This is a genomic window from Nonomuraea rhodomycinica (assembly GCF_013363995.1).
Classification (GTDB): Bacteria; Actinomycetota; Actinomycetes; order Streptosporangiales; family Streptosporangiaceae; genus Nonomuraea; species Nonomuraea rhodomycinica.
Genome location: NZ_JABWGO010000001.1, coordinates 1,321,168 through 1,335,725, shown reverse-complemented (window position 1 = coordinate 1,335,725; position 14,558 = coordinate 1,321,168). Strand labels below are relative to the sequence as shown.

The window sequence follows — 14,558 nt, the reverse complement described above, 5'->3', positions numbered from 1 at the left end:
CGGTCGGGTCAGCGCTGGGCGGACGGCGCGGAGCCGTTGGGCGAGGGCTGGCCCGACAGCCGGGGGAGGAGCTGGGCCAGCAGCAGCGTGGACAGAGCCGAGGAGTCGCCCGAGCCCTGCTGCGTGCGGACCACCAGCGGCTGCGGGGCGCTCTCGGCGAGCTTGGCGCCCACGTCGAGGCGCCGGCGGGCCAGCTCGTACTGGAGCACGGCCCGGTTGTCGCGGTAGGACTCGGCGAGCCGGCGCAGCGCCTTGGCCTCGTTCTCGGCGGCGGTCAGCTCGGCCCGGCCGCGCGCCTCGATCTCCCAGCGCACCCGCTGCGCCTCGGTCTCCTGCTCCTCCAGCATGCGCGCCACGTCCTTGCGCGCCTTGTTGTAGGCGGCCTTGACCTCGACCACGCGGGCGTCGCGGGTCTTCTTGGAGCGCTCGATCTCCATGAGCAGGGTGTCGATGCGGCGCTTGCGGGTCAGCTCCCACTCGCGCTCGTAGGCCGACAGCTCCTTGGCGACCTTCTCACGGGTGGCCAGGTGCTGCTGGTACTGGTCGGGAAGCTGGACGTCGGGGATGTTGGAGCCGGTGACGCGCACGCCGTAGCGGCCGAGCTGGCGGTTGAGCGCCTCCTGCATGTCGCCCACGTCGGAGCCGCGCAGGTCGTACGCGTGCTCGGTGTGCACGCGGCGGCTGCGCTGGCGGATGGCGTCCTGCACGGCGCTGGCCAGCACCAGGTCGAAGTTGCCCGCGCCGATGGTGCGCACGAACGCGACCGGGTCGACGATGCGGAACTTGAGGAAGAACTCGATCGACTTCAGCGGCACGTTCTCGGCGGTCGGGCAGGCCACGATGGGCGCCGTGTACGGGATCTCGGTGGAGGTGTCGACCACCGCGTCCACCCGGTCCCACGGCAGCCACAGGTAGTGCCGTCCGGGCGGCAGGGTGCCGGTGATGGCGCCCCAGCGGCTGCGCACGCCGGTCGTGCCCTCCTCGATCTCGATGATCGCCTTGCGCCACATGAGCACGGCGGCGATCACCAGCAGCAGCACCGCGGCCAGCGCCGGCAGCGCCTTGAGGTCGGTCACCACCGCCATCCCGGCGCAGTACACCGCCAGGAACACCAGCGTCATCCAGGCGAACCCGCGCCGGTCCTTGGGGATCACGACGGGCACGAGCTGGCCCTGCTCACCGCCGCGCAGGAGCTGGCGGATGTCCGACCAGGAGGCCAGCGACTCCTTGATCTTCGAGAACTCGCGGCCGCTCATCGGGCCCCACCCTCCGTCGTCGCGTCCGGTCCGGCCACCGCGGCGGGGCTCACCGCCGCCCCGTCGAGCCCGGTCACCTCGTCGGCCGGCCCGCCCGGCTCGGCCGCCGTTCCCGCTCTGCCGAGCAGGGCGGCGATCTCCGCCTCGCGGGCGCGCACGCGCTCGCCGATCTCCGCCAGCCGGCCGCGGATCGCCGCCATGTCCTCGGCCGAGAACAGGGCGGCCCCCCGGCCGCCGACGAGTTGCTGTGCGAGCTCCAGGAAGTCGATGTCGGTCTGCTCGCCCACCTGCACCACCTGCGGCAGCCGCGAGGAGACCGACTCCAGCTTGTCCAGCAGGTCCTGCTGGAAGCGGTAGTCGAGGATCTCCGGCGCCTCGGCCGCGCTCAGCGCCCGGATGTCCAGGGCCTGCGCCTCCAGCAGCGCCGCGTTGGCGTTGGCCGTGGACTCGGCCTCGACCAGCCGCTGCCTGGCCTGCGCCTTGGCCTGGTGGGAGGCGCGTTCGAGGGCGGTGTCCATGCGGGCCTGGTAGCCGGCGATCTCCGCCTGGATGGCGCTGAGCGTCTCCTGGAGCCCGGCCAGCTCCTTGATCAGGTCGCCCTCGTTCTGCTCCTTGCGCAGCTGGAGCTCGTACTCGTAGGTGTAGGCCTCCTTGGCGACGCGCACCATCTCGGGGGCAGCCAGGTCCATCCGGTACTCCTGGCTGGACGGCTCGGCGTGGGTGATGTTGACGTCGGTGAGCCGGACGGCCGGCAGGAACTGCTGGTTGAGGCTCTCCAGCATGCCGAGCGTGCTCTCGCCCACCAGGTCGTAGATGTCCTCGGCGCGCTGGGCGTAGATGAGGGAGCGGGTGACCTCGCTGATGGCGTTCTGCAGCTTGGACTGGAAGCCGCTGACCGAGCCGAGCACGAAGATGAACTCCGCCGGGTTCTCGATCCTGAACTGCAGGAACAGGTCCACGCTGGCCTTGACGCCCTGCTGGGTCGGCGCCTCGCGGATGGGGGCGTTGAAGGGGTACTCGCGGGTGGTGTTGACGATGTAGCTGACCCGCTTCCAGGGGTTGAGCAGCGTGACCCGCCCCGGGTCGGCGATCTGCACGAGCTTGCCGAACTTGGTGATCAGCGCCTTGCAGCCCTCGGGCACCATGACGACGCTGCGCCGCCACCACAGGAACGCCGCGGCCAGCACGAGCACGAACCAGTAGTGGGGGCCGAAGACCAGCTCGGTGCGGGGGATGACGTTGCCCAGAGCGCCGATCAGGCCGAGCGCCACGAGGATGCCCAGCGGCACGACGACCTTGGCGGTGCTGCCCTTGGGGATCACGACGGGCGATATGACGTGCATGCCGTTCTCGGCGAAGCTGCGGTTGACGATCTCGCCGGCCTCGTTCAGCGACGCGGATCTCGCCTCGATCAGCGTGCCCACCGACCCGCCGCCGTCACGGGCGGCGGCGAAGTCCCGGGGGTCGAGGGCGAACCCGTGCTGGCCGGCCTGACCCGCCTGGTTCATCAGCTGACCGGCCGCCTGACCGGCCGCCTGCCGGAGGTCGCCCCCTTGCATGACGGCCTGGGCCATGCCCTGGCCGGCCTGGATGAGCGCCTCTCTGGGTCGTGACATAGCACCTTCCTTTTCCGCTACAGGCGGTTTCGACCGTATCGGGTACGACTTGCTATTCGCTTGCAGCGCTGGCACCCCGTACGCCGGGGCCGGGCGCGTGGCGGTTCTGTCGGTGGCGCGACCTACAGTGGCAGCATGCGACCGGTCACTGATTTGCAGCGGAAGGTGGCGCCCTTCGAGGTCGTCACCGAGATGACTCCCTCCGGCGACCAGCCGACGGCCATCGCCGAGCTGGAGCGCCGCGTCACGGCCGGGGCCAAGGACAGCGTGCTGCTGGGCGCCACGGGCACGGGCAAGACCGCCACCATCGCGTGGCTGATCGAGCGGCTGCAGCGCCCCGCGCTCATCATGCAGCCCAACAAGACGCTGGCCGCCCAGTTCGCCAACGAGCTGCGCGAGATGCTGCCCAACAACGCCGTCGAGTACTTCGTGTCGTACTACGACTACTACCAGCCCGAGGCGTACGTCCCGCAGAGCGACACCTACATCGAGAAGGACTCCTCGATCAACGACGAGGTCGAGCGGCTGCGCCACTCGGCCACCAACTCCCTGCTCACCCGCCGCGACACCATCGTGGTCGCCTCGGTGTCCTGCATCTACGGCCTGGGCACGCCGCAGGAGTACGTCGACCGCATGACCCGGCTGCGCGTCGGCATGGACATCGACCGCGACCGGCTGCTGCGCCGCCTCGTCGACATGCAGTACACCCGCAACGACCTCGCCTTCACGCGGGGCACCTTCCGGGTGCGCGGCGACACGATCGAGATCATCCCGAAGTACGAGGAGCTCGCCGTCCGCATCGAGATGTTCGGCGACGAGATCGAGAAGCTGTCCACCATGCACCCTCTGACCGGCGAGGTCATCACGGAGGACGAGGAGCTCTACATCTTCCCCGCCTCCCACTACGTCGCGGGCGAGGAGCGGATGGCGGCGGCCGTGCGCGGCATCGAGAGCGAGCTGTCCGACCGGCTCGCCGAGCTGGAGCGCCAGGGCAAGCTGCTGGAGGCGCAGCGGCTGCGCATGCGCACCACCTACGACATCGAGATGATGCGGCAGATCGGCACCTGCTCCGGCATCGAGAACTACTCGCGGCACATGGACGGCCGCGAGCCCGGCAGCGCCCCCAACACGCTGCTCGACTACTTCCCCGAGGACTTCCTGCTCGTCCTCGACGAGTCGCACCAGACGGTGCCGCAGATCGGCGCCATGTACGAGGGCGACGCCTCCCGCAAGCGCACCCTGGTCGAGCACGGCTTCCGGCTGCCGTCCGCGCTCGACAACCGGCCGCTGAAGTGGGAGGAGTTCCTGGAGCGCATCGGCCAGACCGTCTACCTGTCGGCCACGCCCGGCCCGTACGAGCTGGGCCGGGTCAAGGGCGACGTCGTCGAGCAGGTCATCCGCCCCACCGGCCTGGTCGACCCCGAGGTGGTCGTCAAGCCCACCAAGGGGCAGATCGACGACCTGGTCCACGAGATCCGCGAGCGGGCCGAGCGCGACGAGCGCGCCCTGGTCACCACGCTGACCAAGAAGATGGCCGAGGACCTCACCGACTACCTCCTGGAGCTCGGCATCCGGGTGCGCTACCTGCACAGCGAGGTCGACACGCTGCGCCGCATCGAGCTGCTGCGCGAGCTGCGCTCCGGCGAGTTCGACGTGCTCGTCGGCATCAACCTGCTGCGCGAGGGCCTCGACCTGCCCGAGGTGTCGCTGGTGGCGATCCTCGACGCCGACAAGGAGGGCTTCCTGCGCTCGGAGACCTCGCTCATCCAGACGATCGGCCGCGCGGCCCGCAACGTCTCCGGCCAGGTCCACATGTACGCCGACAAGATCACGCCGTCGATGGAGCGGGCCATCGACGAGACCAACCGGCGCCGGGCCAAGCAGATCGCCTACAACGAGGCCAACGGCATCGACCCGCAGCCGCTGCGCAAGCGCATCGCCGACATCCTCGACTCGCTGCAGCGCGAGGACGCCGACACCCAGCAGCTCATGGGCGGCGGGCGGCAGCAGTCGCGCGGCAAGGCGCCGGTGCCCGGCTTCGCCGCCAAGCAGGCCGGCCAGCACGCCAAGGCCATCGCGGGCGAGATGCCGCGGGCGCAGATGGAGTCGCTGATCGAGTCGCTGACGGAGCAGATGCACCAGTCGGCCGCCGACCTGCAGTTCGAGGTGGCGGCCAGGCTGCGCGACGAGATCAAGGAGCTCAAGCGGGAGCTGCGCGACATGAAGGAGGCCGGGATCAGCTGACGCGGGGCCCGGGCGTCTACGCGCTGGTGCGGGCCCGGCCGGGGCGCAGGCGGCGGCCGAGCCCGGCCAGCCACCGCCGGGGGAGCGCCAGCGCGAGCACGGCGAGCACCACGTGCACGACGATGAACGCGTACGCCTCGCCCCGGGTGGCCGGGTGGCCCAGCCGCACCGTCATGTGGTGCGCCCAGTCCCAGACCTCGGGGATCCCGTTCAGCCGCCGGTTCATGAGCACCGCCATCAGGTCCTCCAGCCCCGACATCTGCAGGATCGTCATGGCCGCCCCGAGCCGCAGCACGCCCTCCCGCGAGCCGCCGCCGGCCCGGTACGCCAGCACCAGCCCGATGATGAGGAACGGCACGAACACGACCACGTGCAGGTAGAGGTCCTCGAACTCGGCCGTGCCGTCCACCATGTCCAGCGCGGTCATGAACGTCTTCGGCACGAAGTAGCACAGGAAGCCCAGGAAGATCGCGGGCAGTGCCACCAGGTGCAGGCGCAGCCACCGCGCCCAGGCCACGTCCAGCCAGGCCACGGCCAGGCAGGCGGCGAGCTGCGGGGTCAGCTTGACCAGGAGCATCCAGACCGAGGTGATGTCCCGCTCGTAGGGGATGACGAACCGGACCAGCCCGGCGAGCGCGAGCGCCACGGCTCCCATGAGCAGCGCGGCCCCGTTGTCGCGCCAGAACGAGGTGGACGGCCTCGGGGTCGGAGTGAGCAGCATGGGGTCCCGTCAGTGTGTCGTGATGGAGATCTGTGGATGGTGAGCGCGAGTGCCGCGGGCCGGGGGATCCGACCGGCTAGGCCGGGGGTGTGACGATGGGGGTGCCGTGCGCGGGGCAGAGGGCGGTGGTCAGCGAGCCGGCGTCGCCGGGGACCACGTTGACCAGCGCGGGTCTTCGCCGGCGCAGCGCGGTCAATCCCACCGTCCGGTCGCCGTCCGGTCCCTCGAACGGGCGGGCGTGGACGTGCCGCCACAGCAGGTGCACCTGCCCGCAGCCGGCAACCACCGCGGCCAGATAGCCGAGGTGCGGGTCATGAGCGACCACCGCGCCCACCTCGCCCATGAGCGTGCCCGCCGCCGCGGCCTGACCCGCCGTTGTCACCTCGCCCATGAGCGTGCCTGTCGCCGTCAGGTCGTGCTCGGCCGGGTCCGCCGCCACCGCGTGGCCGGGTGACACGCGACCGGCGACACGTGCCCGAGCCGTCGGGGTCGCCGCCGCGGCCCGCGCCGCCCGTACGGCCTGCCCCAGGGACACGCGTTCGACCACGTGGACCCGTACCCCCGCCAGCCGCGGCAGGACCGCGTCCAGGGCGGCCCGTTCGCCCACCACGATCGCCCGCCCCGCCTCGGCCGCCAAGCCGAGCGCGGCGGCGTCGAGGGCACGGCGGCGCGCCTCGTCCACGACCCTGGCCCCGGGCGCGAGCAGCACCCCGTACCGCCGGCCGCCGCTCCAGGGCAGCACGCCGCCGGCCAGCGTGCGCCGGTCCAGGACCGCGGGCCGCACCTCCAGCACGGGCGCCCGGCGCGGCGCGCACGCCAGGGCGAGGGCGTCCCGCAGGTCCCGCCCGTCGCCGATCCACGGCGACGGCTCCCGCGACGGGTCGAACGGCCGCGCGAACGGACACAGGCGATGGAGCTGGTCCGCGAGCGCGGCGGACGGCGTGGGCTCCGGCTCCTCCAGGGCCCGCCCCGCCGCCGCCCACTGGTCACGGTAGAAGGGCACCCGCAGGAAGGCCGCGGCGATCACCCGGCGACGGGCCCGTTCCCAGCGCCGCGCCGAGAAGTCAGCCGGCATCGACGCTGACCCGGACCGTGTCCTCGACGGCCGCCAGCACCTCCGCGACCGCGGTGGCCGATTCCCCGGAGGCCAGCACGTACCCGAGCTTGGCCCGGCACTCCGTGTACGGCACGACCGGCTCGCCCGGCCGGGTGGTCACCACCACGTCGGCCACCCCGGGCAGCGCCAGCGCCTCGCGCAGCCCGTCGAGCGCCACGAGGGTGCCCGCGGACTCCGAGCGCAGCATGCGGACGGACGCGTGCCGGCTCCACCGGGGCGTCAGGTCCGGGCGCTCCCCGATGGCGAGCAGGACGGCGGCCGCCACGGTGTCCACCCCGTACATGAGGCCCAGCGCCTCGCCCATGCCGTTGCCGCCGATCCGCGCGCCCATCTCGATGAGCACGACGGCGTCGCCGGTGACGAAGAGGTCGAGGTTGAGCGGGCCGTCGGTGTAGCCGACCGCGGCGCAGACCGCTTCGAGCTGCCGGGTCACCTCCGCGGTCAGCGCCGCGTCGCGGGGGGCCATGTCGTGACCGACGGCGACGACCCGCGGAGCCGCCACCACGCGGTCGCTCAGCCCGAGCAGAGCCACCCGGCCGTCCTGGAGGAACGCCTCCCCGCACAGGTCGCGGCCGGTCACCAGCTCCTCGACGATCACGGTCGCGGAGGGGGAGACGGCGGAGGCGGCCTCGACGGCGCCGACCAGCCCGGACGGGCCCGCGCACACCGTGATCCCCCGCGAGCTGCCGGAGTCGACGGGCTTGACGATGGCCGGGAAGGTGAGCCGCCCGGCGTCGCGCATGACCTCCCGGGCGGTGCCGCTGACGTACGCGGGCCCGCCGAGGCCCAGCCGTTCGCACACCTCGCGGAAGTACGCCTTGTCGACCGACACCCGCAGGGCGGCGTCGGACAGCCCGCACGGGACGCCGAGCCGCCGCGCCACCTCGACCAGGGCCGGCAGGTTGATGTCGGTGCCGGGGGCGAGCACGCCGACCACGTCGTCACGGCCGAGGAGCGCGGCCGTGACCGCCTCCACGTCCCGGGTGCTGAGGTGCAGGAACTCGTCGGCCTCGCGCGCCCCGGGGGCGTCGGCGCGCATGTCGACGCACACGGTCGCCAGGCCGAGCCGCCGGGCGGCCCGGAAGGAACTGATCGTCCCGTCCGAGCCGCCCAGGATGACGAGCCGCTTCACGCGCCGGCCACCGTGCCGGTCCCTGTGCCGGTCCCCGCGCCGGCCGCTGTGTCCGGGACGTCCCAGTGGATCCCGCGGTTCTCGATGAACCAGTCCACGGTCCGGGCCATGCCCTCGTCGAGGGAGACGAGCGAGCTGGGATCGATGCCCACCGACAGGAGGGTCTTGGTCTGCGCCGTCACCGCCGTGCCGGGCGTCTCGCCGGGACGCATCGGCAGGTCGGCGATGGGCACGCGCGGGTAGCCGCGGGCCACGCAGAGGTCGATGATCAGCTCGGCGACCTCGCGGATGCTGGACGAGGTCGTCGGGCCCACCTCGACGACGTGGTCGAGGACCTCTCCGGCGGCGGCCGCCTCCAGGGCGGCGACGAGCGCCCGCGCCACGTCCCCGACCCACACCATGTCCGAGACCTGGGTGCCGCCGCCGTACAGCTCGACGGGCAGGCCGCTCAACGCGCGGCAGACGACGGCGGGCGTGATCTTGCGGACCTTGCCGGGGGCGAACGGCGGCGCGGCCTGCTGGCGGGGGCCGTAGGCGTTGACCACCCGGACGTTGTTCACCTTCGTCCCGCGGTGGGCGTTAAACATCCGGACAAACCGCTCAACCGCGGTTTTGGAGATGGAATAGCTGTTGTCCATCCAGTGGTTGCCGACGCAGATGTAGACGCCGGGCAGGTCGTATTGGGCGATGGCCTCCAGGAAGTTCAGCCCGCCCATGAGATTGGTCTCGGCGGCCGGCCGCGGATTGGTGATGGTCTCCTGAGTGCCGAGAACAGCCGCCAAATGTACGATTGCGTCACAATGTGCCGCTAATTCCGTCATGGCGGTGGCGTCCCGAATGTCGCCTCGCATGACCTCCCAGGGCAGGTCGCGCTCCGCGCGCCCTCTGTGATCGAACACGAGCGGAACGTGCCCACGCGACGCGAGTTCCTCGCACACATACCGGCCGATGAAGCCGTTTCGCCGGTTACTCCAACCTTCATGCCGTCCCTTGAATATGAGTGCACGGTTTTGGACGCGCATCATGGGTGTCGGACGCGCACGACGGTGATCACTGGAGACATATTCTGCGACAATCATGTCCGATCAATGCTTCGTGTCCATGTTGTGATCATTTCGCCATCGAGGGCCATCGCGTGCACCTGGAACTGCTGGACCCCTGCCGTGACCCCGAGCCCCCCGGCTGGGAGGACTTCCGGCAGGCGGAGGGCCTGACCGCCGTCTGGGCCTACGACGTCATCGCCGCGTCGTCCGAGGGGTCGTGGGCGCGCCCCCTGCTGGCCGTCTTCCGCGACGGCCCCCGCGTCGTCGGGACGGTCGGGGCCGTCTGCGTCGGGCTGCGATTACCGAACTCCACCCGCCCGCCGCGGCCCAGGCGGGAGCCGATCCTCCTCGACGTCCGCCTGCCGGCCCACTCCAACGGGCCGACCTGGCACTTCGCCGAGGACGTCACGCCGGAGACCCGGGCGCGGCTGCTGCGGCAGTTCGAGCGCGCGGCGCGGCAGCACCTCGGATGGGGGCTCGTCGGCGCGCTGTACCGCATGGTGACCGGCCCGAGCCTGCCCCTCGTCGCCCGCCGGGGCGCGCTCACCCGGGAGTCGCCGGGCAGCGCGGTCCTGCCGCTGCGCTGGTCGACGGTGGAGGAGTGGCTCGCCTCGCTCGGCAAGAACCGCAGGAAGTCGCTGCGCCGCCAGATCGCCGCCATCTCCGCGGACACCGATCTCACCATCCACGAGGGCAGGGGACGGACCGACCTCGACCCGGTGGAGCTGGCCGAGCTGAACCGCAGGCACACGGCCCGGCTGGCGAGCCGCCTCGACCCCCGGGCGCCGCTGCCCGCCTCCTACTTCGCCAGTCTGCTCCGGCGCGACGACGTGCGTGTGATCTCCTATCGCGAGGGCGGACGGCTGCTGGCCTTCACGATCGTCTACGAGCATCCGACCTCACCGGTGAGCGGCCCGTGGGCGGCGCTGCGGCCGGAGGAGGGCGGCCGCAAGGACCTCTACTTCGAGACCCACGTGCGGATCGTCCGGCAGGCGATGGAGGCCGGCGTCAAACAGGTCCTCTTCGGCAGGGGCCGGCTGGAGATCAAGCGGTCGTTCGGGTTCGAGTACGTTCCGATGTCGTTGGTCGCCGTCCCCCGGTGGGCGATGGGATGAGCCTCACCCTGCAGATCCTCGATCCGCGCGAGGACCCCGAGCCCGCCGGCTGGGAGCGGCTGCGCGCCGCGGCCGGCCAGTGCGTCACCTGGCGCTACGACCTGCTGCGGGCCTACGCCTGGGCGGCCCAGGCGCCGGTCCTCCTGACGGTGCTGCGGGAGGACGGCGTCGCGGTCGGCGCCGTGTCGGCGTCGCTGCGCGGCATCCGGCCCAGCAGAGGGACCTACGCCGCGGCCCGCCGCGACCCGGCGGGGATCCTCGACGTCCATGCGCCCGGCAACCGCTCCCAGAAGGGATGGTGGTTCGCCGGCGACCTCGAACCGGAACGGCGGCGGGAGCTGCTGCGCGGCTACGTCCGCGGCGTCCGCCGCGAGCTGGGCCCGGGCTGGCGGAGCGTCGTGTGGCGCGAGGTGTCGCCCGGCGAGCCGGCGCTGCTGCCCGGGCTGGTCCGGGTCGGCCTGCCGACCGCGCCGCTCGCCCGGCTGGCCACCCCGTGGACCGGCCTCGACGGCTGGTACGCCGGCCTCGACCGCGCCCGCCGCGAATCCCTCAGGCGGCGCGCCAGAAGCTTCGCCGCCGACCCCGGCCTGTCGATCGGCGTCGGCCCCGCCCGCGAGCTCGTCACCGCCGCCGAGGCCGCCGCCCTGCGCGCGGCGAACGACCTCAAGCACCGCAACCGGCTCTTCCCCCTCGCGCCCCTGCCGCTGCCGTACCTGGAGGCCCTGGTCGGCGGCGACGAGGTCGTGGCGGTCGCCTACCGCGACCGCGGGGGGCGGCTCCTCGGCCTGTCCCTGATCCTGGACCATCCCCGCTGGCCCGTCTGCCTGAGCTGGGGCGCCGTCACGCCGGAGGACGGCGGGCGCAAGCACCTCTACTTCGACGGCTACGTCCGGATGGTCGAGTGGGCCGTCGCCGCCGGGAAGGCGGGGCTGGTGCTCGGCAAGGGCCAGGCGGAGGCCAAGAGCTCCCTCGGCGCCGAGCTGGTCCCCTCCTCGGCGCTGGCCGTACCCCTCTGACCTTGGACGTTGCTGACCGTGGACGTTTCTGACGTGGACGTCGCCGATGCGGACGCCGCATCGGCATGTGTGCAGTGCGGGCACCCGCACCCCTCGCTGATCCGGCGGCCCCTGCGGCCGGTCCGCTGCTCCTGCCGCTCCTGCGGCGCGGTGTTCCGGCCCGGCCCGCCGCCCGCGCCCGGCCGCGACGGCGGGCGTGGAGCGCCGGCGGCGGACCCCGATCCGGCGCACGCCTCCGCGGCCGACGATCCGCGGCCGGCGGACGCCGGCCGTGATCCGATGGACGCCGGCCGTGATCGGGACGACGCCGGCCGTGATCCGGCGAGGGCGGACCTGGACGGCGATCCGCTGGCGGCGTTCATGCCGGGCCGCATGGTCCGCTGGGTACGCGCCCAGGCGGGGCCGGAGCCGGTTCCCGACGCGCCCGACCGGGCCACGCTGGCGCGCTGGTACAAGGACTTCGACGCCCTCGTCGCCGCCGCCCGCAGCTCGCCCGAGGCCCGCGCCGCCGTCGAGCGGGTCAGTGACGTCCCCCTCGACCGGCTGCCGGTCAAGCCGCCGGCGTTCTCCAAGGTGTGCGCCGCGCTCCACGCGACCTGCTACGACGCCGGGCTGGCCGCCTCCAGGCTGGCCGGGGCGGATCCCGCCGTCGTCGCCGAGCGGATCGGCCACCTGCGCCGCTGGCTCGCCACCGCGGGCCGCTCCACCACCTGGCTGGAGGCCGCACCCGCTCCCGACCCGGATCCGGCGGTCGTCGAGGAGCTGCTGACGCCGCCCCGCTCGTTCACCACCGATCAGGTCAGGGCCCTCTTCGGCGCGCTGTTCGGCGTGGACAAGGGGCCGTCGGTGCCCGGGGTGCGCGAGCGGTTCGGCGACGAGCGGGTCCGGGAGGCCCTGCTCGCCTACCTGAGGACGGGCGAGCGGCCTCTGCGCGAGGCCGTGGCGGCGGACCTGGCCGCAGGCTCCGGCCCGGGCCTGGACCCGGACCTGGGCCCCAGCCCCGGCCCCGGCCCTGCCTCTGGCCCCGGCTCGGACCCGGGCCCGGGCTCCGGCGCCCGGGCGGACGCCTCGTGACCGCCGCCGCGCTGCACAGGATCAGCCCGCGCCGCCTGCTGACCCTGCTGGGCGGCCGGGCCACGTTCCGCCTCCTGCTGTACGGCTCCGCGGCCGTGCTGGTCGCCGCGTGGAGCCGGGAGGACTTCAACGCGTACGCGGCGGCGGTGGGCGCCGCGGGCTGGCTGAGCATGGTCGTGCAGTCGGGCCCCGAGAAGGCCGCGCTCACGCTCATCCCGCGCGCCCGCCGGACCCGTGACCAGATCGCCGGGATGCTGCGCACGGTCGTGGCCCGCGTCCCGCTGCCCTTCACCGCGGCGGCTGCGGCCGGGCTGCTCCTCGCGCCCCACTCCACCGCCACGACCTACCTCCTGAGCGTCGCCTACTACGTCGCCCTCGGCTGCGGCATGCTCGGCGTCGCCCTGCACCGCGCCCTCGGCCGGTACGCCCGCGACACCGCCCACTTCGCGCTGCTGGGCGTGGGCATGATCAGCATGGCCGGGCTGGCGTTCACCGCGCACATCAGGCCGGCCGGCTACCTGGCGGGGCTGCTGGCCCTGGTCACGGCGCTCAACCTGGCGCTGCTGCGCGGCCTGCCGCGCGCGCCCGCCGCCGGGCCCGCAGCGCGCGGGCACGAGGGCGGGCCGCGCCGGACGTTGCGCGGCATCGTGGCCGGCACCGTGGTGCTGATGGGCGCGGTGGACGTCATGGGCAACGCCACGGTCGGCACGCTGTTCGTGGAGCTGTCGCTCACCGCCCACGCGGACCAGAGCGGCGACTTCTACATGATGATCCTCGGCTGGGGCTTCGCCACGTCCGTGGTGTACACGCTGCAGCGGATCTACCAGCCCCGGCTTGCGCTGCGGATGGGCTCGTCCGGAGCCGGTCAGGTCCGCGCGCTGGCCCGGCGGCTGGCCGCGCTGTCGATCACGGTCAGCGGCGTCTGGCTGGTCGTCGCGGGGGCCGCGCTGGCCGGCGGCCTGGCCGGCACCCGCTCGCTGGTCGCGCTCGGCGCGCTGCTGGCGTCGCTGCTGCCCGCCAACGCGCTCGCCGGCCTGGTGGTGTTCGTGCTGGAGAACACCGGCCAGGCCGGGCTGCGCGCCTGCGCCAAGGCCGTCGTCCTGTCCTGGGCCGTGGTGGCCGCGCTGGGCGCGCTGGTGATCCCGTTCGCGGGCGCCGCCGGAGCGGTGTACGCGCTGGGAGCGCAGGGATTCGTCCTCGCAACGGTGCTGAGGAGGCACATGTGAACACCGGGCTGACCGTGCTGGTGCCCTGCTACAACGAGGGAGCGCAGGTGGAGGCCGCCCACGCCGAGCTGACCGCCGCGCTCGCGGAGATCGGCGACCTGGAGATCCTCTTCGTCGACGACGGCAGCACCGACGACTCCCTCGACCGGATCCGCCGCCTGGCCGAGGTGGACCCGCGGGTGCGCTACGTGTCGTTCACCCGCAACTTCGGCATCGACGCGGTCATGGCGGCCGGTTTCCGGTACGCGGGACGGCCATGGACGGTCCAGTGCGACGCCGACCTCCAGGTGCCGCCCGAGGAGATCTGGACGCTGCTGGCGAAGGCCGGCGAGGGCTACGACGTGGTGTTCGGCCGGCGGCGCGGGCGGCGCGACCCGCTGGTCCGCAAGGCCGGCTCGGCCGGCCTGCACTGGGCGGCTCGGCGGGTCTTCCGCATCGACATGCCGCGGGGCGCCTCCACCTTCCGGCTCGTGCGCACCGGCGTGGCCCGCACGATCACCGAGCTGCGGCTGCCCTGGTTCATCCCGGCCGTCCCGCTGGTCGGCGCCCGGTACGCCGTCGTGCTGGTCACGCACCGGCCGCGGACCGCGGGCCGTTCGCGGCTGCGCCTGACCCGGCTGGCCGCGCACTCCTTCGAGCTGTTCTTCGGCTTCTCCTGGCGGCCGCTCAACGCGGTGTACGCCGCGGCGGCGCTCGGCGGCGTGCTCGCGCCCGTGCTCGCGGTGGCGGCGCTGTTCGGGTACGGCCTGCCGCTCCTCGCCCCCGCCCAGCTCCTGCTCGCCGGGCTGACCCTCGCGGCGGTGGCCCTGGTGGGCCGCTACCTCCACCGGCTGCTGCGCGACTCCGGCCGCCTGCGGTCGTACTGGATCAGGGACTCCAACCTGGCCGTACGTCCCGAGGACACGCTGAGCGGCGGCCTGCCCGCTCCGCCCCCTCCGGCCCGCGCGGCGCGCCCGCCGGTGGGGGAGGAGCGGATAACCGGATGACCACCGTGGGGA

At 73.3% G+C, this 14,558-nt stretch carries 12 protein-coding genes; 6 read left to right on the top strand and 6 right to left on the bottom strand.

Features of this window, described 5'->3' with window-relative positions; translation table 11 throughout:
• Window positions 1-8 precede the first annotated feature (8 nt).
• Together HT134_RS06210 and HT134_RS06205 are read right to left on the bottom strand one after the other, a co-directional pair.
• Window positions 9-1,256: an SPFH domain-containing protein gene (locus HT134_RS06210; RefSeq protein WP_175599219.1), complete on the bottom strand. Its 1,248-nt coding sequence runs from the start codon at window positions 1,254-1,256 to the stop codon at window positions 9-11.
• Window positions 1,253-2,872 (bottom strand): SPFH domain-containing protein, encoded by a 1,620-nt coding sequence (locus tag HT134_RS06205; RefSeq protein ID WP_246363554.1) that lies wholly within the window; start codon window positions 2,870-2,872, stop codon window positions 1,253-1,255. Before HT134_RS06205 ends, HT134_RS06210 begins: the two co-directional genes overlap by 4 nt.
• A 135-nt stretch (window positions 2,873-3,007) precedes the next feature.
• Between HT134_RS06205 and uvrB the strand changes: the two genes are divergently transcribed.
• Window positions 3,008-5,116 (top strand): excinuclease ABC subunit UvrB, encoded by a 2,109-nt coding sequence (uvrB, locus tag HT134_RS06200; RefSeq protein ID WP_217707208.1) that lies wholly within the window; start codon window positions 3,008-3,010, stop codon window positions 5,114-5,116.
• A gap of 16 nt (window positions 5,117-5,132) precedes the next feature.
• Here uvrB and HT134_RS06195 read toward each other — a convergent pair whose 3' ends face one another.
• From HT134_RS06195 to HT134_RS06180, 4 genes are all read right to left on the bottom strand, one after another.
• Window positions 5,133-5,837, bottom strand: a complete 705-nt coding sequence (locus tag HT134_RS06195; RefSeq protein WP_175599218.1) for a hypothetical protein — start codon at window positions 5,835-5,837, stop codon at window positions 5,133-5,135.
• A gap of 76 nt (window positions 5,838-5,913) precedes the next feature.
• The gene (locus HT134_RS06190; protein ID WP_175599217.1) at window positions 5,914-6,912 is read right to left on the bottom strand and encodes a hypothetical protein; all 999 of its coding nucleotides are present in this window, start codon (window positions 6,910-6,912) and stop codon (window positions 5,914-5,916) included.
• Window positions 6,902-8,086, bottom strand: coding sequence for an ATP-grasp domain-containing protein (locus HT134_RS06185; protein ID WP_175599216.1), 1,185 nt, complete (start codon window positions 8,084-8,086; stop codon window positions 6,902-6,904). The genes HT134_RS06190 and HT134_RS06185 overlap by 11 nt, the downstream gene beginning before the upstream one ends.
• The gene (locus HT134_RS06180; protein WP_246364189.1) at window positions 8,083-9,108 is read right to left on the bottom strand and encodes an NAD-dependent epimerase/dehydratase family protein; all 1,026 of its coding nucleotides are present in this window, start codon (window positions 9,106-9,108) and stop codon (window positions 8,083-8,085) included. The genes HT134_RS06185 and HT134_RS06180 overlap by 4 nt, the downstream gene beginning before the upstream one ends.
• Before the next feature lie 113 nt (window positions 9,109-9,221).
• Between HT134_RS06180 and HT134_RS06175 the strand changes: the two genes are divergently transcribed.
• Genes HT134_RS06175 through HT134_RS06155 form a run of 5 tightly spaced genes read left to right on the top strand, consistent with a single transcriptional unit; the run spans window position 9,222 to window position 14,546 of the window.
• Window positions 9,222-10,244: a GNAT family N-acetyltransferase gene (locus HT134_RS06175; RefSeq protein ID WP_175599215.1), complete on the top strand. Its 1,023-nt coding sequence runs from the start codon at window positions 9,222-9,224 to the stop codon at window positions 10,242-10,244.
• Window positions 10,241-11,260 carry a GNAT family N-acetyltransferase gene (locus HT134_RS06170; RefSeq protein WP_175599214.1) on the top strand — a complete coding sequence of 340 codons (1,020 nt, stop codon included), beginning with the start codon at window positions 10,241-10,243 and terminating at the stop codon, window positions 11,258-11,260. Before HT134_RS06175 ends, HT134_RS06170 begins: the two co-directional genes overlap by 4 nt.
• Before the next feature lie 18 nt (window positions 11,261-11,278).
• A complete protein-coding gene (locus HT134_RS06165) occupies window positions 11,279-12,334 on the top strand; it encodes a hypothetical protein (protein ID WP_175599213.1) in 1,056 nt (351 codons plus the stop codon).
• Window positions 12,331-13,560 carry a hypothetical protein gene (locus tag HT134_RS06160; RefSeq protein WP_175599212.1) on the top strand — a complete coding sequence of 410 codons (1,230 nt, stop codon included), beginning with the start codon at window positions 12,331-12,333 and terminating at the stop codon, window positions 13,558-13,560. The genes HT134_RS06165 and HT134_RS06160 overlap by 4 nt, the downstream gene beginning before the upstream one ends.
• Window positions 13,557-14,546: a glycosyltransferase family 2 protein gene (locus tag HT134_RS06155; RefSeq protein WP_312887992.1), complete on the top strand. Its 990-nt coding sequence runs from the start codon at window positions 13,557-13,559 to the stop codon at window positions 14,544-14,546. The genes HT134_RS06160 and HT134_RS06155 overlap by 4 nt, the downstream gene beginning before the upstream one ends.
• Window positions 14,547-14,558 lie beyond the last annotated feature (12 nt).